This is a genomic window from uncultured Bradyrhizobium sp., from assembly GCF_936928535.1.
Lineage (GTDB): Bacteria > Pseudomonadota > Alphaproteobacteria > Rhizobiales > Xanthobacteraceae > Bradyrhizobium.
Map to the genome: position 1 here is coordinate 14550 of NZ_CAKZHY010000093.1, position 24424 is coordinate 38973.

Annotated in this window: 23 protein-coding genes; 10 read left to right on the forward strand and 13 right to left on the reverse strand. The window is 64.0% G+C overall.

Features of this window, described 5'->3' with window-relative positions; translation table 11 throughout:
- Window positions 1–26: 26 nt before the first annotated feature.
- From Q0687_RS15420 to folE, 4 genes are all read right to left on the reverse strand, one after another.
- On the reverse strand, window positions 27–1202 hold the full coding sequence (locus tag Q0687_RS15420; RefSeq protein ID WP_298878092.1) for a DUF2336 domain-containing protein: 1176 nt from the start codon (window positions 1200–1202) through the stop codon (window positions 27–29).
- Window positions 1203–1360: 158 nt separating this feature from the next.
- Window positions 1361–2377 (reverse strand): transglycosylase SLT domain-containing protein, encoded by a 1017-nt coding sequence (locus Q0687_RS15425; protein WP_298878095.1) that lies wholly within the window; start codon window positions 2375–2377, stop codon window positions 1361–1363.
- Between the two features lie 165 nt (window positions 2378–2542).
- Window positions 2543–2965, reverse strand: a complete 423-nt coding sequence (gene hisI, locus Q0687_RS15430) for a phosphoribosyl-AMP cyclohydrolase (RefSeq protein WP_298878098.1) — start codon at window positions 2963–2965, stop codon at window positions 2543–2545.
- Window positions 2966–2994: 29 nt separating this feature from the next.
- Entirely contained in the window at window positions 2995–3687 is a 693-nt protein-coding gene (gene folE / locus Q0687_RS15435) for a GTP cyclohydrolase I FolE (RefSeq protein WP_298878101.1), read from the reverse strand.
- A 242-nt stretch (window positions 3688–3929) separates the two neighbouring features.
- Between folE and Q0687_RS15440 the strand changes: the two genes are divergently transcribed.
- Window positions 3930–4385: an iron-sulfur cluster assembly scaffold protein gene (locus Q0687_RS15440; protein ID WP_298878104.1), complete on the forward strand. Its 456-nt coding sequence runs from the start codon at window positions 3930–3932 to the stop codon at window positions 4383–4385.
- Window positions 4386–4396: 11 nt separating this feature from the next.
- Here Q0687_RS15440 and Q0687_RS15445 read toward each other — a convergent pair whose 3' ends face one another.
- Complete coding sequence (locus tag Q0687_RS15445) at window positions 4397–5290, reverse strand: hypothetical protein (protein WP_298878107.1); 894 nt, start codon at window positions 5288–5290, stop codon at window positions 4397–4399.
- Between the two features lie 230 nt (window positions 5291–5520).
- Between Q0687_RS15445 and yidD the strand changes: the two genes are divergently transcribed.
- Together yidD and Q0687_RS15455 are read left to right on the forward strand one after the other, a co-directional pair.
- Window positions 5521–5859 carry a membrane protein insertion efficiency factor YidD gene (gene yidD / locus Q0687_RS15450; protein ID WP_298878109.1) on the forward strand — a complete coding sequence of 113 codons (339 nt, stop codon included), beginning with the start codon at window positions 5521–5523 and terminating at the stop codon, window positions 5857–5859.
- Between the two features lie 91 nt (window positions 5860–5950).
- On the forward strand, window positions 5951–6163 hold the full coding sequence (locus Q0687_RS15455) for a hypothetical protein (RefSeq protein WP_298878112.1): 213 nt from the start codon (window positions 5951–5953) through the stop codon (window positions 6161–6163).
- Here the strand turns inward: Q0687_RS15455 and Q0687_RS15460 are convergent, their stop codons facing one another.
- Both Q0687_RS15460 and Q0687_RS15465 read right to left on the reverse strand, forming a co-directional pair.
- Window positions 6164–7366: a hypothetical protein gene (locus tag Q0687_RS15460; RefSeq protein WP_298878116.1), complete on the reverse strand. Its 1203-nt coding sequence runs from the start codon at window positions 7364–7366 to the stop codon at window positions 6164–6166.
- 14 nt (window positions 7367–7380) lie between these two features.
- Window positions 7381–8745: an amino acid permease gene (locus Q0687_RS15465; protein ID WP_298878118.1), complete on the reverse strand. Its 1365-nt coding sequence runs from the start codon at window positions 8743–8745 to the stop codon at window positions 7381–7383.
- A gap of 368 nt (window positions 8746–9113) precedes the next feature.
- Between Q0687_RS15465 and Q0687_RS15470 the strand changes: the two genes are divergently transcribed.
- Both Q0687_RS15470 and Q0687_RS15475 read left to right on the forward strand, forming a co-directional pair.
- Complete coding sequence (locus tag Q0687_RS15470; RefSeq protein ID WP_298878119.1) at window positions 9114–10418, forward strand: alpha/beta hydrolase; 1305 nt, start codon at window positions 9114–9116, stop codon at window positions 10416–10418.
- A gap of 169 nt (window positions 10419–10587) precedes the next feature.
- Window positions 10588–10914, forward strand: coding sequence for a GrlR family regulatory protein (locus Q0687_RS15475; protein WP_298878121.1), 327 nt, complete (start codon window positions 10588–10590; stop codon window positions 10912–10914).
- Window positions 10915–10932: 18 nt separating this feature from the next.
- Here the strand turns inward: Q0687_RS15475 and Q0687_RS15480 are convergent, their stop codons facing one another.
- A complete protein-coding gene (locus Q0687_RS15480; RefSeq protein WP_298878122.1) occupies window positions 10933–11334 on the reverse strand; it encodes a hypothetical protein in 402 nt (133 codons plus the stop codon).
- 90 nt (window positions 11335–11424) lie between these two features.
- On the reverse strand, window positions 11425–12597 hold the full coding sequence (locus tag Q0687_RS15485) for an MFS transporter (RefSeq protein ID WP_298878124.1): 1173 nt from the start codon (window positions 12595–12597) through the stop codon (window positions 11425–11427).
- 186 nt (window positions 12598–12783) lie between these two features.
- Here Q0687_RS15485 and thrS point away from each other — a divergent pair, with 186 nt between their 5' ends.
- The 3 genes from thrS to Q0687_RS15500 all read left to right on the forward strand — a co-directional run bounded on the left by thrS (window position 12784) and on the right by Q0687_RS15500 (window position 16827).
- On the forward strand, window positions 12784–14838 hold the full coding sequence (thrS, locus tag Q0687_RS15490) for a threonine--tRNA ligase (protein ID WP_298878127.1): 2055 nt from the start codon (window positions 12784–12786) through the stop codon (window positions 14836–14838).
- A 93-nt stretch (window positions 14839–14931) separates the two neighbouring features.
- Complete coding sequence (locus tag Q0687_RS15495; protein ID WP_298878129.1) at window positions 14932–15495, forward strand: nitroreductase; 564 nt, start codon at window positions 14932–14934, stop codon at window positions 15493–15495.
- 63 nt (window positions 15496–15558) lie between these two features.
- Entirely contained in the window at window positions 15559–16827 is a 1269-nt protein-coding gene (locus tag Q0687_RS15500; RefSeq protein ID WP_298878131.1) for a serine hydrolase domain-containing protein, read from the forward strand.
- Here the strand turns inward: Q0687_RS15500 and Q0687_RS15505 are convergent.
- Together Q0687_RS15505 and Q0687_RS15510 are read right to left on the reverse strand one after the other, a co-directional pair.
- Window positions 16813–19275: an EAL domain-containing protein gene (locus tag Q0687_RS15505; RefSeq protein WP_298878134.1), complete on the reverse strand. Its 2463-nt coding sequence runs from the start codon at window positions 19273–19275 to the stop codon at window positions 16813–16815. The two genes, Q0687_RS15500 and Q0687_RS15505, sit on opposite strands and share 15 nt — an antisense overlap.
- Before the next feature lie 199 nt (window positions 19276–19474).
- Window positions 19475–20335: a LysR family transcriptional regulator gene (locus Q0687_RS15510; protein ID WP_298878136.1), complete on the reverse strand. Its 861-nt coding sequence runs from the start codon at window positions 20333–20335 to the stop codon at window positions 19475–19477.
- Between the two features lie 105 nt (window positions 20336–20440).
- Here Q0687_RS15510 and Q0687_RS15515 point away from each other — a divergent pair, with 105 nt between their 5' ends.
- On the forward strand, window positions 20441–21433 hold the full coding sequence (locus Q0687_RS15515; RefSeq protein ID WP_298878138.1) for a zinc-dependent alcohol dehydrogenase family protein: 993 nt from the start codon (window positions 20441–20443) through the stop codon (window positions 21431–21433).
- A gap of 41 nt (window positions 21434–21474) precedes the next feature.
- Here Q0687_RS15515 and Q0687_RS15520 read toward each other — a convergent pair whose 3' ends face one another.
- Window positions 21475–21669 (reverse strand): hypothetical protein, encoded by a 195-nt coding sequence (locus Q0687_RS15520; protein WP_298878140.1) that lies wholly within the window; start codon window positions 21667–21669, stop codon window positions 21475–21477.
- A gap of 399 nt (window positions 21670–22068) precedes the next feature.
- Window positions 22069–23154: a hypothetical protein gene (locus Q0687_RS15525; protein WP_298878143.1), complete on the reverse strand. Its 1086-nt coding sequence runs from the start codon at window positions 23152–23154 to the stop codon at window positions 22069–22071.
- A gap of 234 nt (window positions 23155–23388) precedes the next feature.
- Here Q0687_RS15525 and Q0687_RS15530 point away from each other — a divergent pair, with 234 nt between their 5' ends.
- The gene (locus Q0687_RS15530) at window positions 23389–24420 is read left to right on the forward strand and encodes a patatin-like phospholipase family protein (RefSeq protein WP_298878145.1); all 1032 of its coding nucleotides are present in this window, start codon (window positions 23389–23391) and stop codon (window positions 24418–24420) included.
- Window positions 24421–24424 lie beyond the last annotated feature (4 nt).

A 24424-nucleotide genomic window follows, 5' to 3' on the forward strand; every position in this document is an offset into this window, starting at 1 on the left:
ACGGAGTTTTGCGGGACCGCCTCGGACTACGCCGCGATCAGGTCGTCGTACAGCGGATCGATTGCGTCCTCCGCGACCAGCTCGTCGCAGAACAGCCTCGCCTCCTCGCGCGCCGACTCTGTGGCGAAGCGGCGCAGCAGCACCATCAGTGGCTCGGTGGCGCCGCGATCGCTCTCGCAATGGGTGAGCACGCGCTCGACCATGCGACGGCGCAAGCGCGCCGCGGTGTCGTCGGTATCGACATAGCCCTGCTCGTGGCAGGCATCGAGCGCGACCTGGAACGCGGCGAAGGTCGCTTCGGGCAATCCGGCGCGACGGAGCAGCGCGTGCAGGCTGTTGCCACCGCGATCGTGCAGCAGAGCCGAGACGCGCGCGAGCGGCAGCTCGGCGAGCTCGGCCAGCGCCGCATCAAACAGGTCGAGATTGCTCGACAGCAGCGCGCGCAGGATCAGGCCTGCTGTGAGCTGGCCGGTGATGCGCAGATGCTTGACCAGGCCCTGCATGTCGTCGCCGCGCGAGCGCGCCGCGATATTGATGGTGGAGCGGTCGCGCGCCTCTGACGTCATGCGCTCGGCACGGTCGGCGCTCAGCCAGTTCCGCGCCACGACGAACTGGGCCAGCGTCTCGGAGAGTTTTGCCACCAGCGCGGCGCGGGTGGCGGCCGGAATATCGTCCAGCACCAGCATCGCCTCGCGGATCGCGGCAAGATGGCCGTGACGCTCGACGATGCGCGTCCAGGAGAATGGGGCGAGCTCGGCATGGGGGTTTTCGATCAGCTCGAGGGCCGCGGCAGCGCAGCCGACCTCGGCGATGGCGGCGCAGACCGAGACCGGCAGTGTGATACGGCGGGCGACCGCGCATTGCACCTCGTCATTGCCGGTCGCGACGATGTCGACGAGATCGGCATCGATCAGCAGCGGCGAATGTTCAAGCACGGGCAGCGCCACCGACGGCTGGTCCGCCGACAATGCCCGCACGATCGACGCCGGCGCATCCGTGCTGCGCGCAAAGGCTTCGGCCATCGCCTGCCGCACCAGCGGTGAAGGATCGTCGAGCAGCATCAGCAGCGCGCCTTCGGCGGCGACGCGGTCGTCATGGGAAAGGTCTGAGATCAACCAGGCCCGGGCCAAGGCCCGCGTTGCCTCCGCCCGCTCACCAGCGGGCGCGGTCCTGATCCAATTGATGAACTGCCGAACAATCATGGTGCTTCCGGCTTACGCAACGAAAAACGAGGAGGTGACGGCTTGTCACCTGCAACACAAAATAAACCACGACGCTTAACAAAGCGTTCACCATAACTGGCTGGTTTTATTGAGGATTTGTTAAGAGCTGAAAGCCACCCGAGAGGCGCTGCTGCGCGCTAGCTCGAGAACGTGCCGCTGCGATCGCTGAAGAGATCCAGCGGCTGCGGCGGCCGGACCTCGGGCGTCGCTGAGGCAACCGAGGTGAGCGAGGCGTTGTTGCCCCACAATTTCTGTACCGTCGTCGAGACCGGCTGCGTCGCATCACCGGGCTGATAGATCGAACGGAACGCAGGTGCGGTCGGCGTGTTGTCGGCCACTGTCGTCGACGATGTCGCACTCACCGGCGTCACCGAACGCGAGTCCGGAAAGGTCTGGAGATAGGCCGCGCCATTGACCATCGGCGCGGCGGGCTGCACGCCGTTGGCGGCGGCGACTTGTGTGGTCGACGGCGTGTCGCCATACATTGCCATCGCGCTGCGCGTCGATTTTGCGTTCGAGGCGCTGGCGTAGCGCGCATTCAAAACCGAATAGACTTCAGAGACGCTGCGTGCGCGGCCGTCCCTGGCGTAGAAGATCGAACGGTTGGCGGATGCGGCATTGGGAAACAGCCGCGCACCGACGGCTTGCGGATTGTCTTCGGCATTGGCGATCAGTTTCGCCGCGCCGCCGACGCCCATGAAATGCGCCATGTAGAGCTCGCTGTCGGATGGCCTGCGGCCGATCAGACCCGTGAGCTTGAAGCTGTTGGACTGCGTCAGCGCCGCGGCCATGCTGGAGGCGGCCTCCGGATCGTCGCGCAGCTTCATGATCGAGCGCTTCATGAAGGGATCATCGACGGTGTAGGTGCCGGACGATGTCCTCGTGATGGCGTCGGAATAGTTGCCATAGCCGAGCTGGGTGCCCGCCTCCTTCACCGTGCCGAGCCAGGTCTGGTCGATGAACTGATAGAGGCCGTGGGCAGACGATGTGGTGGCGCCGGCAGACGGATCGAAATCCGATTCCATCTTGGCGGTAGTCAGCATGTATTCGAAGCTGACGCCGGTCTGGTTCGAGGCCTGCTTGATCGCGCCCGCAACGCGCCGGGCACCGTCCGTTGCGGCGGTCTGCGAGGCACTGGAATTGTCGACCGACATGATGGCGTGACCGGCCCGCGCGGCGTGTAAGCGGCGCCGGCAATTCGGCACCCTGATCGTCCCACCGTGGGACGGTTATGGTTAATGCGGGGTTAATTCGAAGGGCTGCTGTCCACCCGAGTCATTCCGGGGCATCGCGCAGAGATGAGCCCGGAATGACAAGAGTTATTTCTTATAAACATCGTTCGGATCGAACAGCCTGTCGGCGTCGACGAAGACCAGCTTCGCGCCCCCGCCCTCGGCTTCGACCTTGCGGTAGAAGCAGGACCGGCGGCCGGTGTGACAGGCCGCCCCAATCTGCTCGACGCGGAGCCAGACTGCATCCTGGTCGCAATCCGTGCGGATCTCGACCACGTGCTGGGTTTGACCTGAGGTCTCACCTTTTCGCCACAAGGCATTGCGCGAGCGGCTGAAATACCAGGCCTCGCCGGTCGCAATGGTCTTGCGCAGCGCCTCGTCATTCATGTGCGCAACCATGAGCACGTCGCCGGTGGCGACGTCGGTCGCGACAACAGTCACGAGGCCGGCGGCATCGAACTTGGGAAGGAAGGCGAGACCTTCCTCGATCTCATGGGAGTGACCGGACACGGGCGTCCTCGCTCAAGACAGTCGCGAGATCAGCGCGGAAGGCCTCGCACCATGGACAGGAAACGGGCCTGCTCCGCAGGATTGTCGCGGAACATGCCGGTGTAGCGGCTGGTGAAGGTCGAAGCGCCATGCTTGGCGACGCCGCGTACCGACATGCAGGTATGCTCGGCTTCGATCAGCACGGCAACGCCGCGTGGCTTCAGGATCTCGTCGATCGCGGCCGCGATCTGCGCCGTCAGATGCTCCTGGGTCTGGAGGCGGCGGGCGAAGATGTCGGTCAGACGGGCAAGCTTGGACAGTCCGACGACGCGCTCCACGGGCGTATAGGCAATGTGCGCCTTGCCGTAGAACGGCATCATATGGTGTTCGCACTGCGAGGTGAACTCGATGTCCCGCACCAGCACGAAGTCGTCATAGCCGGCGGTCTCGCCGAAGGTACGGTCGAGCACCTCCGCCGGGCACTGGTGATAGCCCTGATAGAGCTCGTCGAACGCCTCGACGACGCGACGCGGTGTATCGAGCAGACCCTCGCGCTGGGTGTTCTCGCCGATATAGGCGAGCAGCGTCTTGACGGCGGCTTCGGCCTCGGCACGCGCGGGACGCGGCTGGTCGGCGCGGACGGCGGCCGCAAGGAATTCGGCAGGGTCAAGCTCGGCCGGACGGCTCTCGGGCAGCCGGTCGGAGGGCTTGCTGGGGCGGATGGATTTGATCGTTGCGTCCATGTCTACTCCGTTCGACGGCCCTGCGGCCGGAGTGTCACCGGCAGACGGGGCGGACAAACCGCCGGACGCCTGAAGAGAACAGTTTTGACGAAAATGGCCACTTGGCAAGAACGCCGGCTGCGCAGATCTGGATCACCACCGATGTACCGCCGGACTGTTTTTCCGCCAGTTCCGCTCCTATATAAGACCCTGGACCGCGCCCGCCAAGGCCGATCCGGCAGGTAAGTGTTGGGCTCCATCACATGCTGAACGACATCTATAACAAGCGGATCATCGAGTTGGCCGGTAATATTCCGCGCCTCGGACGGTTGTCGGACCCCGATGCCACCGCCACCGCCCATTCCAAGCTGTGCGGTTCGACCGTGAAGATCGACCTCAAGATGGAGGGCGACACCGTCACCGACTTCGCGCATGACGTGAAGGCCTGCGCGCTCGGACAGGCCTCTTCATCCATCATGGCAAGTCACGTGGTCGGCTCGACTGCGAGCGAACTCCGTGAGTTACGCGAAACCGTTCGCAAGATGCTCAAGGAGAACGGCGCTCCTCCTGAAGGCAAATGGGAAGAGATCAAATTCCTCGAGCCGGTCCGCGACTACAAGGCGCGTCACGCCTCCACGCTCCTGACCTTCGATGCCGTGGTCGATGCGATCGGCCAAATCGAGGCCAAGGCGAAGCGCCCGGCCGCCGTGCAAGCCTGAAGCCGAGCGGCTTACTTCTGCGGCGTCGTGGCCGGCGTCGCCACGCCCCCGGTCGGGACCAGGGCTTCGGCCGTCTTGGTCGACTTGGCGGGCTCCGGTTCCTCACCGAACCTTGCCTGCGTCTTTGGCGCAAGCTCCGCCATCGCAGGCGCAGTGACATCCACGCGCGGCAGCACGTCGGACACTAGATCAGTCGTCACGAGATTGGTCAGCTTCAGCTCAGACGCATCGAGCTCATGCAGGTCTTCCCACGGCGGCACGCTCAGCGCGAGCGACAGCAGGTCGCCCGCTCCGCCCATGTCGAAAGTGTATTTGGCCAGCCGGCCGATGTCGCGTTCCACGATCATCAAATCCTGCGCGTTGTAGCTCGCCGCCTTGGCGTCGTCGGCGCGGTCGCCCATCCAGATCTGGTGGACGCGGACATGGGCCGCTTCCGGCACGTAGCGCTTCTTGCCCGCCAGCAGCAGGAACACGCACATGGATTCGCAATAGGCCTCGGAAGCGACCGCCGGACGGGCGCCCTTCCCGCCGCCGTTCTGCGTGACGCCGACGGTGGTCAGGAGACCGAGATTACGGAAGCGGCGGCCAAGCGTGATCGCGTCATTGACGGAACCGCCACTGGAGTCGAGCACCACTGTGGCGCCGCCGAGCTGCCGGCCGCGGGCGAAGTCGTCAAAGTCCTTCGGTGTATCTGCAGTGATAATGCCGACCGCGCTGACCCAGCCGCGGCAATTGGGCTCGCAGGCAATCCAGCCGAACTTCATCGGCAGCTTGCGCTCTTCGAGCGAGGCGCCAGCGCTGGCTGGCGAGCCAAAGGTCGCGATGGCCCCCGCCAACACGACGCCACAAGCGGCGGTTCCCATCAGCAACCAGCCGCGAAGGTTGAGCGACTTCAGAACTCTCAAACTGGTTCCTTCCCCAAGCCCCAAAAGCAATCAGGCAAGCCCCGTTTCGACGTTCCTTTGAGTCTACACATGGACGTCACAAAAATGGTATCCGGGGGAATACAGATCGTCCATAGGTACTTGCTGCACTGCTCCCTGAAAGCAGGCAAAATATGGCGCGTATACAACAGCTCGTTGTTCCCTGCGTTGGAACTACGCAATTGCGCGCACAGGATGTCGGCACATCGCACATGAAGCACTCAGCCTGCGAACATTGTTCCGCACCCGTCGCCGAAGCACTGCGACTGCCGCGCAGATTCGGCCGCGCGCTGATCTGGCTCTACCGGCATACACTGTCGCCGCTGGTCGGTTACAACTGCCGCCATCTCCCGACCTGCTCCGTGTATGGCGACGAGGCCATCGAACGCTTCGGCCTCTGGGCCGGCGGCTGGATGACGGTCGCCCGATTGTTGCGTTGCAACCCATTCGGCACCTCAGGCATCGACAACGTGCCGCTGACTGCGCCGCAAAGTGCACGCTGGTATTTGCCGTGGCGCTACGGCCGCTGGCGCGGGGTCAACGCCTCGTAACCATGCTGCGGTGCTTTACGCATCGCTGCCCTGAGCGGAACCGGAACTTCGCCCTCCCGTTGTTGTGATGCTCCCACGGGAGGAAACAACAATGCGCTGGAAAATCAGCCATCATTTTCATTTCAAGCCTGGCTTACACCTTAGCTTCGATCTCAGGGATCACGATCCTCGCACCGTCGACATGATCGCGATTCTCGCGCTGCTCGTGCTCGTCATCGGCTCCGGCTGGTATCTGGCCTCAAGCCTTGCAACGCCGCCAAGCACGACGGCATTCATCGTGCCCAGCCAGAGCGTGCACTGGTAGCTAGCGGTACCAGAAGAATCGTCCGGGCGGCGGCGGCACCGGCTCGGGTGGACGCGGTCGCTTCGGGCGCGTCGGTTTCGGCGGCGGCTCGACGGACGAGCTGGCCTCCGCGGCAGGCAACGCATCGCTCCCCGCAACCTTCACCGACAGCAGCAAATTCGACTCATGCATGCGCCAGCGATAGCCGACGCCGAAATCGATGGGCTGGGCGCGCGTGAACAATTCGGCGTAACGCTCCTGGTAGCGGCCGGGGAATTCGTTGATCGGACCGAGATAGCGGCCGAACGGGAAGAAGCGCCATTGCCGCGGATTGTAGTTGGCGAGCGGAATGCCGGAATCGTCCTGGATGATGGTCGCACTGTTGGCGAGCAGCCAGTCGCGCGCGACGGTGAAGTTGCCCGCGTGCAAGAGATACGACGCGCTCTTGATCAGACTGTTGCCGGGCCCGAACGTCTCGCAGAATTTCAGGAAGCCGGCCACGCGAGCCCCGGAATTGGAAAGATCGGTCGAGAAGTAATACAGGGTGCGCGCCTCACCGTCCGAGCCCGCGAAGGTGATGCGGACGCCGCGCGTGGCATTGGGCCCGGGATTGTCGTTGCCGGTGTGCACTCCGCCCTTGTCGTCGAGCGCGACCATCTCGACGTTGCGGATGGTTTTGCCGGAGCGCGCCAGGAAAACGTAGAGGATCGGCAAGGTGCCGTTGACCTGGTTGGTGTGCAGGTCGACCTTCATCTGCTTGGTGATGAAGAAGGAAAAGCTGAGGATCGAGCCGAGCGAGCGCTCGACATTGTACAGCGCGGCATCGACGGAGCCCCGCGACAGCCTGGTCAAATCAGGCACCGCGCCGACCGGTTCGAGCGCGCCGAGCACATAGGTGCTGGCCTTGGAATAGAAGGCGTCGGCGTAAAGGAAATCCGGGCCGCTGAAGAAATAGAACATCGTCGGCCGAGGGGCGGCGAGATTGACGTCGGACCAGCTCCGGATCTTCGATATCTGTCGCTGCTCGAGTTGGCCGAAGGCGCTGTCGAAGAATTTTGCGTGATGCTGCCAGGATGGATCCCTGGTCAGCGCCGTCAGCGGCGAATCCGCCGAGGGCTGCATACCCGCGAGGAAGCGCGCGGTGTCGTCGTAGGTGACCTCGGCCGCACGCACGGACGAGATGGTCGCGGCCAGCAGGGCAACAGCGACGGCCGCAATTCTCATGGGTCGAAACATGTCTATTCGCGATTGTGTGAACTGGCAGCGGCGACCGGCCGCCTGCGGAAAACAGCATAAATCAACAGGCCTGCGAGCACGACGAGCATCCCCGACAGCGACTGCACGGGTCGCTCGGTCAAGAGGTAGTACATCATGAACGCGGTCACGAGCAGGAAAATGAGCGGCGTGAACGGGTATCCCCAGGCGCGGTACGGCCGCGGCAAATCGGGATCGGTGATACGCAGTTTGATGACGCCGGCCACCGTGAAGAACGAGCAGAACAGAAGCGCGAACTGGATGAAGTCGAGCACCGCCTCGAAACTGCGCGTGAACAACAGCAGGTTGGCGACCGCGAGCTGAAACAGGATGGCGTAGGCCGGCGCGCCTCTCACCGATCGCTTCGAGAACACCCGCAGCGCCGGAATGTCCTCTCCCATCGTCATCATCACGCGCGGGCCGATCCACATCATCGCGCTGATCGAGGAGATCAGGCCGACGCAGATCATCGCACCGACGATCCGACCGCCGAGCGCGCCGAAAATAGCGCTGCCGGCAACGCTTGCGACATCGAGCTGGCCGGCCAGCGCGCTGATTGGCGTTGCGTAGAGGAACACCGCATTGAGCGCGACATACAGCACCAGAACGATCAGCGTGCCCGCAAGCAGCGCGCGCGGCAGGTTCTGCTGCGGCATGTTCATCTCGCCGATGATGTACGTCGCGGCATTCCAGCCGGAGAACGAGTACATCACAAAAACGAGCCCGATCGCGAAAGGCGCGCTCACAATGTGGGCGAGATCGCCCGTGTGCGGCGCAAAGGAGATCGGCTGCGGCGTACCGATGACGAAGCCGGCAATCAGGAAAGCGACAATCAGCACGACCTTGAGGATGGTCGAGATCAACTGGAAGGTTGACGAATGCCGCACGCCCGTCAGTTGCACGATCGAGACCAGCCACACCACGCCGATGGCAAGCGGGATCGGGGGGAGATCTGGGAGAACCGACTTGGCGTATTCGCCGAAAGCCATGGCCGCCAGCGCGACCGGCGCTGCGAAACCGACCGTCGCCGAGACCCAGCCGGCAAGAAAGCCGAAGGCCGGATGATAGGCGCGGCCGAGGAAATTGTACTCGCCGCTCGAGCGCGGAAACATCGCGCCCAACTCGCTGTAGGAGAACACCCCGCACAACGCGACGATGCCGCCGACCGTCCAGAGCGCGATGATGGAGAAGCCCGAGGGGATATCCTTGACCTGGAAGCCCAGGCTGGTGAACACACCGACCCCGATCATGTCGGCAACGACGATCGCGGTTGCGACCAGAACGGAAACCCCGGAGCCGCCGGTCAGTCGCCCCGTCCAGGGCGCAGTTCCCGCATCTGATGCCGTCATCTGGGTCCTTAACCTCAGGCGTCGAGCCTCGTCGGAGGCATCGTGCAGATTGGCTCCAGTCAATTCAAGCAGGGTTAACAAGGGTTAAATGAGGCGGTCCAAATAGGTAATCAGCCACCTTCTTTGCCCGCTTTGGGCCAATAAACCCGTAGTTGCCCGCGCAAATGCGCTTGCCTCTCCCACAATCGCGACACGATTGCGTGGTCTTTTTTGATGCTTCCGGATGTGGGGAAGTTTCTCCGGACGCTTAACGTCGCCTAAACACCAGTCGGCTCAATTGTCTTAAAGATTGCCGATGGTTCGTGACTTGGGTCGTGACTTGGGGTCATGGGTGGATGGTCGGGGCCGTTCCGAAATTGAGAGCAGACATGCGCGCTGACCGGACCAAGGCGTCCGGGGCGCGCGGTCGTGCGCTTCGGGTCGCCCTGATCTCAGGCTTGGTGCCATTGTCGCTCACGCTGGTTCAATGCGGCCAGTCGCCCAATCCGATGGCGCTGGCTGCGAGTTCGCAGGCCAACGTCCAGGTCGTTGCGAAGACCAATCCGCAGGCGGGCCATCAACAGCTCGCAAGCGGCGATACCTTCGAGGATCGCTTCCCTGCCCCGCAGTTCAAGGAGCGTTTTCCCTCGGCGAGCGAGAGCTTCCTGCAGCGGCAGATGTCGGACTTCTCGCCCAAGCGCGCCGTGCAGCAACAGCCGGAGCAAGCGCCCTACAAGGTCGCCTCGCTCGCCCCACAGGTCCCGTATCGGCGTCCGCCGCGCCAGGATCTGACGACCCTCGTCAGCATGAAGTCCTCGGCCTTTCCTTATTTCGGCAACAACCCCGCCTCCGACGCGCCCTTCCTCAACATTTCCAAGGGCGACCGACGCGGCCACCGCAGCTTTTCCGGCCGCGTGTTCTGGCAGGACGAGACCTATAACGACAGCCGCGTGCTGATGCACGTCCCCGAACATTTCGACGTGCGCAAGCCTGGCGTGATCGTGGTGTTCTTCCATGGCAACGGCGCGACGCTCGAGCGCGACGTGCGCGACCGGCAGATGGTGCCGAAGCAGATCACCGATTCCGGTGCGAATGCCGTGCTCCTGGCGCCGCAGATGGCCGTCGATGCCGCCGATTCCAGCGCCGGAAAATTCTGGCAGCCCGGCGGCCTGAAACGCTTCATGGACGAATCCGCCAGCCATCTGGCGCAGCTGACTGGTGATCCCAACAGCGTACGCGCCTTCGCCAGCATGCCGATCGTGATCGTCGGCTATAGCGGCGGCTTCCTGCCGACCGCCTGGAGCCTCGAGGTCGGCGGCATCAGCGACCGCGTCCGCGGTGTCGTATTGCTCGATGCGGTCTACGGCGAGACGGACAAGTTCGCGTCCTGGATCGAGAGCCACCGATCCGGCTTCTTCGTCAGCTCCTACACGCACTACACGGCACGACGCGACCACGAACTGATGAGCACGCTCAGGCAAAAGGGTATTGGCGTCTCCGAGGACATGGACGGCCCCTTGCGGCCCGGCAGCGTCGTCTTCGTCGAAACCGGCGAAGGCATCACCCATCGCGACTACGTCAACCACGCGTGGACGCAATACCCGCTCAAGGACGTTCTGGTGAAGATGTCGGCAACGCCGGCGCTGGCGTTGACCCGCGTCGCGGCCACCAGCCCTTCCGCATCGAGCCGCTGATCCGGATATTGCGCATGCCGGCATTTCGGCGCGCTGCCTGCAATTCTGTCAGGCCATGATCAAAATGTGATGTTGATGGCCCACGATCCCGGTAGCCACCGGATTGTTTCCGCTGGCCACGATCATAATTTGCCGGCCAAGTTGAGTTGGAATTCTTCGGGGACAGGGCGTGCGTCAGGGATTGTACAAGGTCGACTTCCACACCGTTCACGGGACCGGCTGCGGCGTCGTCTATGTGACTGAGGGCAAGATGCGCGGCGGCAATTCGGCCTTCGCCTTCATCGGCACCTATACGGGCCAAGGCGATAGCGTCAAGGTCAAGATCTCGACCGAGCGCTACAACGACGACCCGACGTTCAAGGCGCTGTTCGGCATCGACCGGATCACACTGACGCTCGCCGGCCGTGAGGACGGCGACACGGCCGAGTTCGAAGGCACCGCACTGCAAACGCCGGGCGTCGCCTTCAGGGCCGTCTTGAGTCGGATCGCCGACTAGCCTCCCAAAGCTTGGTCTTCAGCTCTTGGGCAGTTTCGGAATGCTCTCGGCGAAGCCGTTGAAGCAAGCCAATCGCTCGTCCTCTTCCTTGAAGAAGCGGCAATCGGCGTAGCCCTTGGCCTTGGCCGGCTTCGGCTTCGGCGTCGGCGTTATGATGGCGTCGTAGCAGTTGAGCCGGTCCTTGGTGCCATCGTCGGTGTCGAGGCAGGCCTGCAACCGGGCTGCGACGGACTGCGGCTTGCCCTTCGGCGCCGCTGCCGGCTTGGCCGCCGCCTCCTTGGTCCCAGCCTTGGTCCCCGCTGCAGTCCCCTTGGGCTTGACCTGCACCAGCGGCTTGTCCCCCACCATCGGTGGCTTGTCGGTTTGTGCAAACGCGGAGGCTGAATAGAGCACCGCGGCAACCGCCAGAATCATCCTCATTTCAGTCAACTCTCTTTGGTCCCCATGTCTGGCCTTCTAGCGCTCTCCCGCGCCGTTTGCCAAGCGCCTTGCGCAGGGCAAACACAGCCATCAGACCGGGGCCACAGCCACCGGCCGGGGCCGGCTCACGATCACCAGGACCAGCGCCAGGACGACGAAGCCGACCGCCACGAAGCTTGTGCTGTGCAGCAGGTCGCGAGCAAACAACAGCCCTCCGACGGCGGAGCCAATGGCCTGGCCGATATAGAGGACTGACGTGTTGAGCGCGACGGTTGCGGGCGCAAGCGGCGGGGCGGCCGCGACCAGCCGCACCTGCTGCATCGAATTGGTCGAGGCAAAGCCCAGTCCCCAGATCGCGACCCCGGTCGCCATCAGCACGAGCGTGCCGGCGCTCAGCGCCCAGCCGGTGATCCCAGCCAGTAACAGGCACGTGAACAGCAACGAGGTCCGGTACGGCCCCCAGGTATCGACGATACGGCTCGCCACGGCGACGCCGAGAAAACCGCAGACGCCGTAAATGGCGAACACCACGCCGATCGCATCCGGGCTTGCGTCGGTCAGCTTCTTGAGCAGCGGACCCATGAAGGTGAACACTGCGAACTGCCCGGACATTTGCAGCATCGTGATCAAAAGCAGCAGTTGGATAGTCCTGCTGCGGCCAACCTCGCTCCAGATCTTCAGGTCGACCGGCGTACCCTTCAAGCCGGCCGGCAGCCGCACCAGCAGCAACAGGAAGCTGACACAGCCGAGCGCGCCGATCGTGCCATAGGCGGCGCGCCAGCCATAACGACTGGCGATGAACGTGATCAGCGGCAGGCCGACGGCGGCCGCAAGCGACCAGCCGAGAAAGATGTACGCGATCGTGCCCCCGCGCCGCTCCGCCGGCACGATCAGCGCCGCGGTGCCGGCGGCCTGCGGCGTGTACAGCGCGCCGATTGCGAGCATCACGAGGCGAATGACAAGCAGTCTTGCATAGTCAGGCGCAAAGGCAGAGGCGAGATTGCCGAACGCCAGCACCGCAAGCGTGGTCGCGAGCAACATCCGCCGTTCAATGCGGCTGGTCAGCCAGGCAGTCAGCGGCGAGCCGATGCACAGCGTGATCGCGCCAAAGGTGATGAGCAGCCCCGCCGCATGGATGCTGGTGCCGAGCCCGCTCGACAATTCCGGCAGCATCCCCGCCGGCGCCAGCACCGAACAGCCAGTGACGAGATTGCCAAGCATCAGGGCTGTCGGGGTGAAGCGGCCGGCGCGGGGATATTCCATGCAACTGCATGTAGAGCAGCGCCGCGGCCAGTTAAAGGGCGTCGTCCGAAATAGTTGGCGCATCGCCTTGGCTTTTGCGCGCCACTTTCTTGGAAATGCCGGATTGCACAGGCCGAATCGCCTGATATATCGCTCGTTCCCGCTTACCTGCGCTCGTTCGCAGGAGTGAGCCTCAGGAGAAAAGCAATGTCCGACCAGCCCAAAGACCAAGCCAAATCCGAATCCGGCTTTCAATATTCCCTCAGCAACCTGAAGCCCGTGACCCCCGCCGCCAAAGTCACCCTCACCTTCCCCGACGGCGCCCAGCGCCAATATGACCAGAACATCACCGGTCTCGATATCGCCAAGGGCATCTCGCCATCGCTCGCCAAGCGCACCGTCGCGATGGCGCTCGACGGTGTGCTCACCGACCTCAACGATCCCATCGAAGCCGACGCCAAGATCGAACTCGTCAACCGCGACGATCCGCGCGCACTCGAACTGATCCGCCACGACTGCGCCCACGTGCTGGCGGAAGCCGTGCAGTCGCTCTGGCCGGGCACGCAGGTCACCATCGGCCCGGTGATCGAGAACGGCTTCTACTACGACTTCTTCCGCAACGAGCCGTTCACGCCGGAAGACTTTGCCGCGATCGAGAAGAAAATGCGCGAGATCATCGCGCGCGACAAACCTTTCACGAAAGAGGTTTGGGATCGCGAAAAAACAAAACAGGTGTTCCGCGACAAGGGCGAGGCCTTCAAGGTCGAACTGGTCGACGCCATCCCCGGCACCGAGCCGATCAAGATCTACTACCAGGGCGACTGGTTCGATCTCTGCCGCGGCCCGCACATGACCTCGACCGGCAAGGTCGGCAATGCCTTCAAGCTGATGAAGGTGGCCGGCGCCTATTGGCGCGGCGACAGCAACAACCCGATGCTGACCCGCATCTACGGCACGGCCTTCGCCAAGCAGGAGGACCTCGATGCTTACCTCAAACAGATCGAGGAAGCCGAGAAGCGCGACCATCGCAAGCTCGGACGCGAGCTCGACCTCTTCCACTTCCAGGAGGAAGGCCCCGGCGTCGTGTTCTGGCACCCGAAGGGCTGGACGATCTTCCAGCAGCTGATCGCCTATATGCGCCGCCGCCTGACCGGCGATTACAGCGAGGTCAACGCGCCGCAGATCCTCGACAAGGTGCTGTGGGAGACCTCGGGCCATTGGGGCTGGTACCGCGAGAACATGTTCGCGGCGCAATCGGCCGGCGACGAAGCCGAGGACAAGCGCTGGTTTGCGCTGAAGCCGATGAACTGCCCCGGCCACGTCCAGATCTTCAAGCACGGCCTGAAGAGCTACCGCGACCTGCCCATGCGCCTCGCCGAGTTCGGCGTGGTGCATCGCTACGAGCCGTCGGGCGCCATGCACGGCCTGATGCGCGTGCGCGGCTTCACCCAGGACGATGCGCATATCTTCTGCACCGAGGAGCAGCTCGCCGACGAGTGCCTGAAGATCAACGATCTCATCCTATCGACCTATGCCGATTTCGGCTTCACCGGCGATCTCACGGTCAAGCTGTCGACGCGGCCGGAGAAGCGCGTCGGCACGGATGCAATGTGGGATCACGCCGAGCGCGTGATGGCGACGGTGCTGCGCGAGATCCAGTCGCAGAACAACCACATCAAGACCGAGATCAATCCGGGCGAAGGCGCGTTCTACGGACCGAAGTTCGAATATGTGCTGCGCGACGCCATCGGCCGCGACTGGCAGTGCGGCACCACGCAGGTCGACTTCAACCTGCCGGAGCGGTTCGGTGCGTTCTACATCGACCATGACGGCGGCAAGAAACCCCCTGTCATGGTGCATCGTGCGATCTGCGGCTCGATGGAGCGCTATATCGGCATCCTGATCGAGCACTATGCCGGCAACTTCCCGCTCTGGCTTTCGCCGGTGCAGGCAGTGGTCACCACCATCACCTCGGAAGGCGACGAATACGCCAAGGTGGTGCTGGAGCAGGCGCGGCGCGCCGGTCTTCGGGTCGAGATCGACCTGCGCAACGAAAAGATCAACTACAAGGTTCGCGAGCACTCGCTGGCCAAGATTCCGGCGCTGCTCGTGGTCGGCAAGAAAGAGGCCGAGACGCATTCGGTCTCGGTCCGCCGCCTCGGCAGCGACGGCCAGAAGGTGATGACGACCGAGGAAGCCATTGCCGCCCTGGTCGACGAAGCAACCCCGCCGGACGTCCGGCGGGCGCGCGGCGCGGTCTGATCGTTGAAATCGATCTAAACTCGCTTTCGGTTGCGGGCGTGCATGCCTATCTCGGCATGGCACGCCCGTCGTCCATCTGAAGAGGCCATCGCAATGCTTGATGCCATCGAACTCCTGAAAACCCGCCGCTCGGTCAAGCCGCGCGAGATGACCGGCCCCGGCCCCTCGCCGGCTGAGCTCGAGACCATTTTGACCATCGGTGCGCGCGTGCCCGATCACGGCAAGCTCGCCCCCTGGCGCTTCATCATTTTCGAGGGCGATGCACGTCAGCGCGCCGGCGAAGTGATCGCCAAGGTCTTTGCCCGCAAGAATCCCGGCGCTCCTGCAGCCGATATCGAGACCGAGCGCAAGCGCCTGACCGATGCGCCGCTGGTGATCGGCATCGTCAGCTTCACCAAGCCGCATCCCAAAGTGCCGGCGTGGGAGCAGGAATTATCCGCAGGTGCCAGCGTCATGAATATCGTCACGGCCGCGACCGCGCTCGGCTACGGCGCTTGCTGGCTCACCGGCTGGTTCTCCTTCGATCGCGACGTGCTTGATGGCCTCGGCCTAAAGGTGGACGAAAAACTCGCCGGGTTCGTGCATATCGGCAAACCGACCAAGCCGAGCGAGGATCGTCCGCGACCGGTCCTTTCCGAAATAGTCACGCGCTTTTAATCGAAGTTTTGTTGACGCCTCTGACGTCTTGCGGCTTTGCTCCCTCGCGAGGGAGGAGCCCGGATGAAGCGTCGTGAATTTCTGGTCGGGGCCGCAATGCTGGCCGGCACGATGGCGCGGAGCCGCGCCACCGACATCCCCGCTCCCGCACCCGACAAGCTGCGAGGCATCACCGCGTTCTTCGAGAATGAGGTGACCACCGGCCGTTTACCGGGCGCGATCGTGCTGATCCACCAGCACGGCAAGCCGGTCTATTTCAAGATGTTCGGCGTGCGCGATGTCAGGACCCGCCTGTCCATGACGCCGGACACGATCTTCGCCATCCATTCGATGACCAAGCCGATCACCAGCCTCGCGGCGATGATGCTGATCGACGAGGGCAAGCTCGCGCTCACCGACCCCGTGTCGAAATACATTCCCCTCTTCGCCAGCACGAAGGTCGGAATGGAGATCACCAAGCCCGACGGTTCGATGGCGCTCGAGATGGTGCCGCCGGACCATCCGGTGACCATCAGGGATTTGATGCGGCACACCTCGGGCATCACCTACGACTACATCGGCGGCAGGTGGGTCGAGCTTGCCTATAAGGCGGCCAATATCTTCGAAGGCCCTTTCAACAACCGGGAATTCGCCGACCGTATCGCGAGGCTCCCGCTGGCGCGCGAGCCGGGGACGCTGTGGCGCTACGGTCACTCCACCGACGTGCTCGGAAGCGTCATCGAGATCATCACCCAGCAGTCGCTCTACGATGCGCTGAAGCAGCGCGTCCTCGATCCGCTCGGCATGACCAGCACCAAATTCGCGTTGTCGACGCCGGACGAGTTCGAGCGGATGGCGCGGCCGCTGCCGAGCGACCAGATCCTGCTCAAAGGCGAGCGCGAACGTCTCGACCATCCGGAATGGCAATCCGGCGGCGGCGGCCTGCTTTCGACCATCACGGACTATCAACGCTTCGCGCAAATGCTGCTCAACGGCGGCGAATTCGACGGCAAGCGCTATCTCAGCCCGGCTGCCTTCAAGGACATGACGAGCGATCAGATCGGGCCCGGCTCCGGCGTCGAACGCGACTATTTTTATTTCCCCGGCGATGGCTTCGGTTATGGCTACGGCATTGCAGTACGAACCGATCCGGGCAACGCCAAACCGCCGCCGGCCGGTTCGATCGGCGAATTGAAATGGGACTCAGGCAGCGGCACCTATTTCGGCGTCGATCCAAAGCTCGATATGGTCTACATCCTGATGGAGCAGACCCAGAACGAACGGGGCCGCATCACGCCCGCGTTCAAGGAACTGGTCTACGGGAGCTTTCCGCCCGAGCTAAGCCGCCCGTGAGGGGCGCTGATCGAACTCGGCAAGCAGCTTTGCGATCTCGGCGGCCGGGCGCGCTGCACTGAACAGAAACCCCTGCACCTCGTTACAGCCTTCGGCGCGGAGCCAGTCGAGCTGATCCTCGGTCTCGACGCCCTCCGCGGTCGTGGTGATCTTGAGGCTGCGGCCAAGCCCCGAGATCGCACGCACGATCGCGACGCAATCGGGCCGCTGCGCCAGATCCTTCACGAAGGAGCGGTCGATCTTGATCTTGTCGAACGGGAAGCTGCGGAGATAGCTGAGACTGGAATAGCCGGTGCCGAAATCATCCATGGAGATGCCGACACCGAGCTCGCGCAGTTGATGCAGGATCGCGAGGTTGGCGTCGGTCTCGGCCAGGAAGATCGACTCGGTGATTTCGAGCTCGAGCCGCTTCGGCGACAGGCCGGACTGCGCCAGCGCCGAGATCACGACCTGAACCAGATTGCGGCTGCGGAATTGCGCCGGCGACAGATTGACCGCGACCTTGACGTCGGAGGGCCACTTCACCGCTTCCTGGCAGGCCTCGCGCAGCACCCATTCGCCGAGCTGGGTGATGAGGCCGATGTCTTCCGCGACTGGAATGAATTCCGCCGGCGAGACCATACCCTTGTCGGGGTGGCGCCAGCGCAACAGCGACTCGAAGCCGGAGATGCGGTCTGATGCGATCGACACCAGCGGCTGGTAGTGCAGCTCGAACTCGCCATTGGCAAAGGCGCGGCGCAGATCGACCTCCATGTCGCGGCGCTTCTGCGCCTGCAGGTCCATCTCGCGTTCGAAAAAATGGTGCACGCCGCCACCGTCGGATTTCGCCCGGTACAGCGCCATATCGGCGTTGCGCATCAGTTCCTCCGACGTCGTGCCGTCGCCCGGCGACAGCGCGATGCCGATGCTGGCACCGATCACCATCTCCTGACCGTCGATGTCGTACGGCGCCTTCAGCAAATCGATCAGCAGCGTCGCGCAGGTGCTCGCCTCGTTCGGCGAAACGTCTGCGGCGAGGATCACGGCGAACTCATCACCACCAAGCCGCGCCGCGAGATTGGCGCCGCGAACAGCCGTGGTGAGACGTTCGGCCACTTCCTTCAACAGGCGGTCTCCGGACGGATGCCCGAAGGAATCGTTGATGTTCTTGAACAGGTCGAGATCGATATAGAGCACGCCGACCCGCTTGCCGCCCGCCTGGTCGAGCGCCTGCTTCAGGCGTTCCCGGAAATATTCGCGGTTGGGCAGGTCGGTGAGACCATCGTGGTGCGCCATATAGGCGATCCGCGCTTCCGCCTTGCGCCGCTCGGTGATGTCGGCCACCGCAACCAGATAACCGTCGCGATCGTTGAAGAAGACGCGGCGGCCAAAGGTGAGCACTTCGATCTCGCTGCCATCGGCGCGCAAGTGACGCCAGTTGCGCGAGGAATGGTAGGTTTCCCCGATCCGCTCGAGCGCCTCGGCGTGGCTTTCCCACTCGTCCTCGGGCCAGATCTGGTGCAACTTCATGCGTAGGAAGGCGGCGCGACTGTAGCCGTAATGCTGGACCGCGGCGTCATTGACGCTGAGGAATTGCTTGGTTTCGGCGTCGAACACCCACATCGGCATCGGATTATTGTCGAACAGCAGGCGGAACGAAGCGTCGCGTCGCTTCATCGCAGTGACATCGGAGATGGTCAGCGAAAGGACCTCGGCGAACGCCGTCGCGCTCATGCGCAGATAGCGGCCATCGCTCGTGATCTCGAGCTGCTCACCGCGGCCGCCCAAGACCGTCTTCAGCAAGAATTCCATGATTTCAGCCGCTGCCAGCAGCGTGGTGCCCTGGCCGATCTGGCGCCACAACAGGCCGCTGCTCGTCACATCAAGCAGCAACTCCGCGCTCTTGTTGTGATGCACGACCTGAAAATCGAACGGCTGACCGTTCGCATCGCGCAGCGTCGCCAGCGAGACCACGGCATCGTCGGTCGCCGAAAAGATCGCATCCAGCAGGTTGTACTGCGCGCCGCGCTCGTTGACATAGGCGCCGACCAGCGTCGCGCCCCAGCGCGAGGCGGTCGGCAGCGCCAGCAGATCGTAGGTCCTGACCATGCCGTCGCGCACGCAATGGGCGCTGGCCTGGTGCGGCCGTCCGTTCTTGAGCGCGCTTGCCACCGCTGTTGACAGCGCGGTTGCATAATCTGGCGGCAGCTCCTGGACCGGAATGTCCCAGCGCTCGTCGCCGAGCCATTTCTGCACGTAGCGTCCGCTGCGCGACAGTTCGAGCGTGCCCTCGCCCTTCAACAGTGCGATGTGATCGGCCAGCCGTCCAAGGCTGCCGAGCATCACGTCTTCATATCGCGGCAGCCGGTCACCCGGCCTCAATGCGGCACGCCATTTGCGTTGAAGCACCGGGATGTCGTCAAACATTTCGGTGGCCGGTTTGCCCGGCATCTTCTTCGCGGCACTCATTGCAGTCCCCAACGCACTTTTCCGGCGCATCCAAAGACCGGCCTGCTTAATGGCGTGTAAAAGGCCGCAGCCGCCAGTTCCGTTACAGTGATTATGACAGTTTTAAGTCGCGCGTTGGTTAGTGCGCGTTAGAGACTATGACGGTGGCTTGAAATACGAAGCGGAGGTTTCGTGCACAGCTGCATCGCCGCCGCCATCACTACTGCGCCTCCCCCGCCAACCTCTCAATCACGAGATCCAGTAGCGCGCGCAGACGCGCCAGCCGCTTGAGATCGCGGTGATAGCCGACATAGGTGTCGCGGCCCGGCGGGCTTGCGCCGATATCGAACGCGACCAGGCGGCGGTCGCGATCGCCGAGCGGACGCGGCAGCACGGCAAGACCGCCACCAGCGGCGCAAAGCTCGGCTTGCGCTTGCCTGTTGTTGCTGCGCGCGGCGATCTCCGCCTTCGGCAACGTGCGCTTCAGCCAGACGGCGTCGGGCATCTCGGCGAATTCCGCGTTCATGGTCACGACGCGGGTGTCGCTGCCATCACCGGGGCGCGGCGGCTTGCTGCCCTTCTTGCCGTAAAGCGCGTAGGGAATGTGGAGCAGCTTCCGGGAAATGACCTCGGGCTCGTTGAACGGCTTGATGCGAAAGACGAGGTCAGCTTCGCGCCGCGGCAGGCTGTAGAGCCGGGCATCGGTCAGGAGTTCGACTATCACCTTGGGATGGCGCTTGCCGAACGCCGCGATGGCAGGCGACAGCATCAGCGTGCCGAACCAGTCCGACGAGGAAAGACGCAAGGTCCCGTCGAGCTGCGTCGTAGACCCCGTCGCCTGCCGCTCAAGCGCGAGCGCCTCCTCCTCGATCCGCTCGGCATGGGCCAGCACGGCCGCGCCTTCGTCGGTGAGGACAAAACCGTCGGCCGTGCGCTGGAACAGCGCCTGCCCGAGCGCCTGCTCGAGCGCGCGCAGCCGGCGTCCCATCGTCGGCTGGGTCTGCCCGATTTTTCGCGCGGCAGCACCCAACGTGCCTTCGCGCGCAATCGCCAGGAAGATGCGCAGATCGCTCCATTCCATCGGATTTCCTCTTCATTCAAAAATGCACGAGTATCGTACATCCTTGTTTCTTCCCATACAAAAACTCATGGGCCTATTGGAGGCCGACAACGGAGCGAGACGACCATGACGAGACCAGCGACGATGCACGCGGGCGTGCTGGAGTCCCACAACGCGCCCTTGCGCATCTCAACCATCTCCACGCCCGAGATCGGCCCGCGCGAGGTGCTGGTGCGTATCCGCGCCAGCGGCGTCAATCCACTCGACACCAAAATCCATGCCGGCGCTGCGGCGCATGCGCGCCATCCGCTGCCGGCGATCCCCGGCATCGATCTCGCTGGCGTGATCGAGCAGACCGGAGACGAGGTCTCGCGGTTCAAGGTTGGCGACGAGGTGTATGGCATGACCGGCGGCGTCGGTGGCGTGCAGGGATCGCTCGCCGAATTCGCCGCTGTCGATGCCGACCTGCTGGCGCTGAAGCCTGCCAATCTGAGCATGCGCGAGGCCGCCGCCCTGCCTCTGATCTTCATCACCGCATGGGAAGGCCTGATCGACCGTGCCGCCTTGAAGGCCGGACAGAAAGTGTTGATCCATGGCGGCGCCGGCGGCGTCGGCCATGTCGCTATCCAGATTGCACGCGCGTTCGGCGCGGAGGTGTTTTCGACAGGCTCGGCCTCGCAACGCGCGACCATCGAAGGTTTTGGCGCCACCTTCATCGACCGCGAGGTCTCAGTCGACGCTTACGTCGACGAGCACGCCTGCGGCCGCGGCTTCGACATCGTTTACGACACCGTCGGCGGCAAGGTGCTCGATGCGTCCTTTGCGGCGGTGCGCCGCTTCGGCCATGTCGTCAGCGCGCTCGGCTGGGGCACGCATGCGCTGGCACCGCTGTCGTTCCGCGCCGCCAGCTATTCCGGCGTGTTCACCCTGCTGCCGCTGCTCACAGGCGAAGGCCGTGCGCATCACGGGGAGATCATGGCGGAAGCCACGCGCCTCGCCGAGGCCGGCAAGCTGGTGCCGCTGCTCGACGCCAGGCACTTCACGATGGAGAGCGTGGGCGAAGCCTATGCGCTGATCCGGGACCACGCCACCAAGGGCAAGCTGGTGGTCGATATCTGAAGCGCAGTCGCAGGGCTGACCATCCTGCGAGGCACGCGCGACTAGTCCTCGCTGGATGCCGTGAAGCGGTTGCGCAGGTAAGCCTGCGAGAGCAGGAAGAACAGCGCGCGCTCGCCGTGATATTTGGCTGACGGCCGCGTGCGCTCGAAGCCATCGGCAAAGATCTTGCCGGACTGGTCGCAGACCTGCCACCGCCAACCGAACCGTTTGCGCCTGGTGAGGATCACTTCGAACATGCCGACGCGCTTGGTCCCCTGCTCCTTACCCGGGCGCAGGCCATTTAGCAGCGCCGGGGTCCCCCATTGGACGGATGCCCGACATATAACCCAGCAGGACGGAAAGCGAATGAAATTGATTATCGGAATTGCGTATCTTGCAAAGGTCATAACGAAGTCGCGGTGAGGCTGGAATAAGCCGATGCCGCCGGTGTTTTCTTCCTCCGCTGCGCGGCGTGGTCGCGCTTGCCGCCGGTATGCAAGGTGAAACACAGTGGGACTGTCCGGTAAGCGAATGCTCACCGGGCTTTCACAACAAATGTTGCATTCGAGTGGCGCCGAAGGATGCGCCGGATGAGAAGCGCGGTACGATGTTGTGGAAATCCATGCAGTCGAACGTCGTGCCGAGGCAACGCAAGGTCAGCGTGCGACGACTTCGACCTCGCCGTCGACGCCGTTCACGACGTTGAAGCCGCGCTCGTAGACCTTGCCCTCGTTCTTGGCGATGGCACGGTATTCGCCCTCGGAGAGCACGACGCGGGGGAAGGCGCCGATCGATTCCTTGATGACGTCGCCGCCGGGCGTCAGCACCGACCAGGCGGTGTTGGCGAGCGCCTCGCCGCCCTTGTCGCTGACGAGCTTGAGCGTGATCACCGCGGCGCGGTGGGTGATGGTGACGTCGGTGAGCTTGCCGGCCTGGACGCGGATGTCCGAGCGCACCACCGAATTGGCGTCGCCGTAATTGGAGATGATGTAGTAGGTGCCCTCGGGCAGCAGCACGACGTCGCCAGCGGCGACGTTCGGCACGAGCGAAGCCCGCTCGCCGGATTCGAACTGGCTGCCCTTGTAGATCGCGAACGAGATCTGGTTCTGCGGGATGCGGCTAGTGCCGACGCGGCCCTCGATGCGCAACCCCCCGGCCGGCAGCACGAAGGACTCGCGGTCGGTCTCGGCCTTCAGACTGACGGTGCGCACCGCGCTGACGAGGCCGAAGGCGACGTGCACGACATAATTGCCCGGCGGCAGCACGATGTTGGGCGTCGCGTTGCGGTCCTCGCGGATCAGCTTGAACGTGCCGTTCTCGTCGGGACGATCGGCGAACACGCGCCACACCAGGCCGCTGGTGATCGCAGGCGTGTCCTTGCCGTATTTGGCGGACAGCGACAGCACGGCCTGGCCGGGCGCGGCCGCATTGAGGGGAGCTGCCGGCGGCACGCTCGTCACCGCGGGCGGTGGCATGCTCGGCGTATTCGGCTGTGTCAGGGTCGGTGGCAGGCTTGGGGGACCGGCGCCCGGACCGGACGGCGGCGCCAGGCTGACGGCGCCGCCGGGATCTGGCACCGAGGCCGGAGGCACCGGCGGCGGACGATCGGAGAAAAGCTGCGCCCGCGCGGAAGTTAGGCCTGACAAACCGAGGCATGCGGCCAAGAATGTGGCCAAGACAAACGCCGGCAGCGGCATGCCGCCGCGCCGCCATCTGATGATGCCGTCACCCCCTGGAGTCATGCCTCCTGCTTTTCACCGAAAACGCGGCAAATTCAAGCCTCTGAAATCCCGGGGATTACGGTCCTTTGGAACCCGGTTGACGTCTGCGTGATTACATCTGAGGCAACGGGCCCTCGCCACACTCCTGCCCCCCTGCGTCCCGAACGCTATAAACCATGCTTTGTCCTGTTTCTGGCGAAGCGGCAGCGCGGCGCCTACTCTGGAGTGAGGACGGCCCGAGGTAGGAGAGTTTCGGTGCTGGATATCTTGAGAGGCCGGGCTTCGAACGGCGCGAATGGCGAGAAAGTCGGCCTTGGCAGTATCCGCCGGCCTGTTATCGGTCTCGCCCTCGGCGGCGGCGCAGCGCGCGGTTTTGCCCATATCGGTATCATGAGAACGCTGCTGGCCAACGGCATCGTGCCCGATGTCGTGGTCGGCACCTCGATCGGTGCTGCGGTCGGCGGCGCCTATGCGGCCGACCGGCTCGACGCGCTGGAGGATTGGGCCCGCAGCCTGCAGGGCGTGCGCAACATCCTCGGCTATCTCGACATCCGCCTCAACGGTTCGGGCCTGATCGGCGGCGAGAAGCTCGCAAGCCGGCTGGAGGAATCGATCGGCCAGACCCTGATCGAAGACCTGCCGATGAAATATGCCTCGGTCGCGACCGAGGTCCGGACCGGCCACGAGATCTGGCTGACACGCGGCCGTCTGGTCGAGGCGATGCGCGCCTCCTATGCGCTGCCCGGCATCTTCTCGCCCGTGATGATCGGTGACCGCTGGCTGGTGGACGGCGCATTGGTGAACCCGGTGCCGGTCTCGGCGGCGCGGGCGCTCGGCGCGGAAATCGTCATCGCGGTCAATCTGTCCACCGACATCTTCACGCATTCGACGACGATTCATGCGCATGGGGCGATGCCCGTGCCGGTCGCCGCCCCTGTCGCCGAGGAGGTTCCGGCCAAGCGGCGTTTTCCGCGCATCTTCTCGCCGGAGAAGACCGTCAAGCGCGAGTTCTTCGGCAGCGCCGGCCGTCCAGGCATCTCGTCGGTGATGATCGATGCCTTCAACATCATGCAGGACCGCATCACCCGTGCGCGGCTCGCCGGCGATCCGCCGGACCTCCTGATCACGCCGCGGGTCGGCCAGTTCGGCTGGTTCGACTTTCACCGCGCCGAAGATCTGATCGCGCACGGCGCGCGCGCCGCCGAGCGCGCGCTGGAACAGATCCAGGAAACCATCGACGTGCTGGCGCCCCCGCCCGAAGGCGCGGCGCCGAAGGCGGCCGAATAAGTCT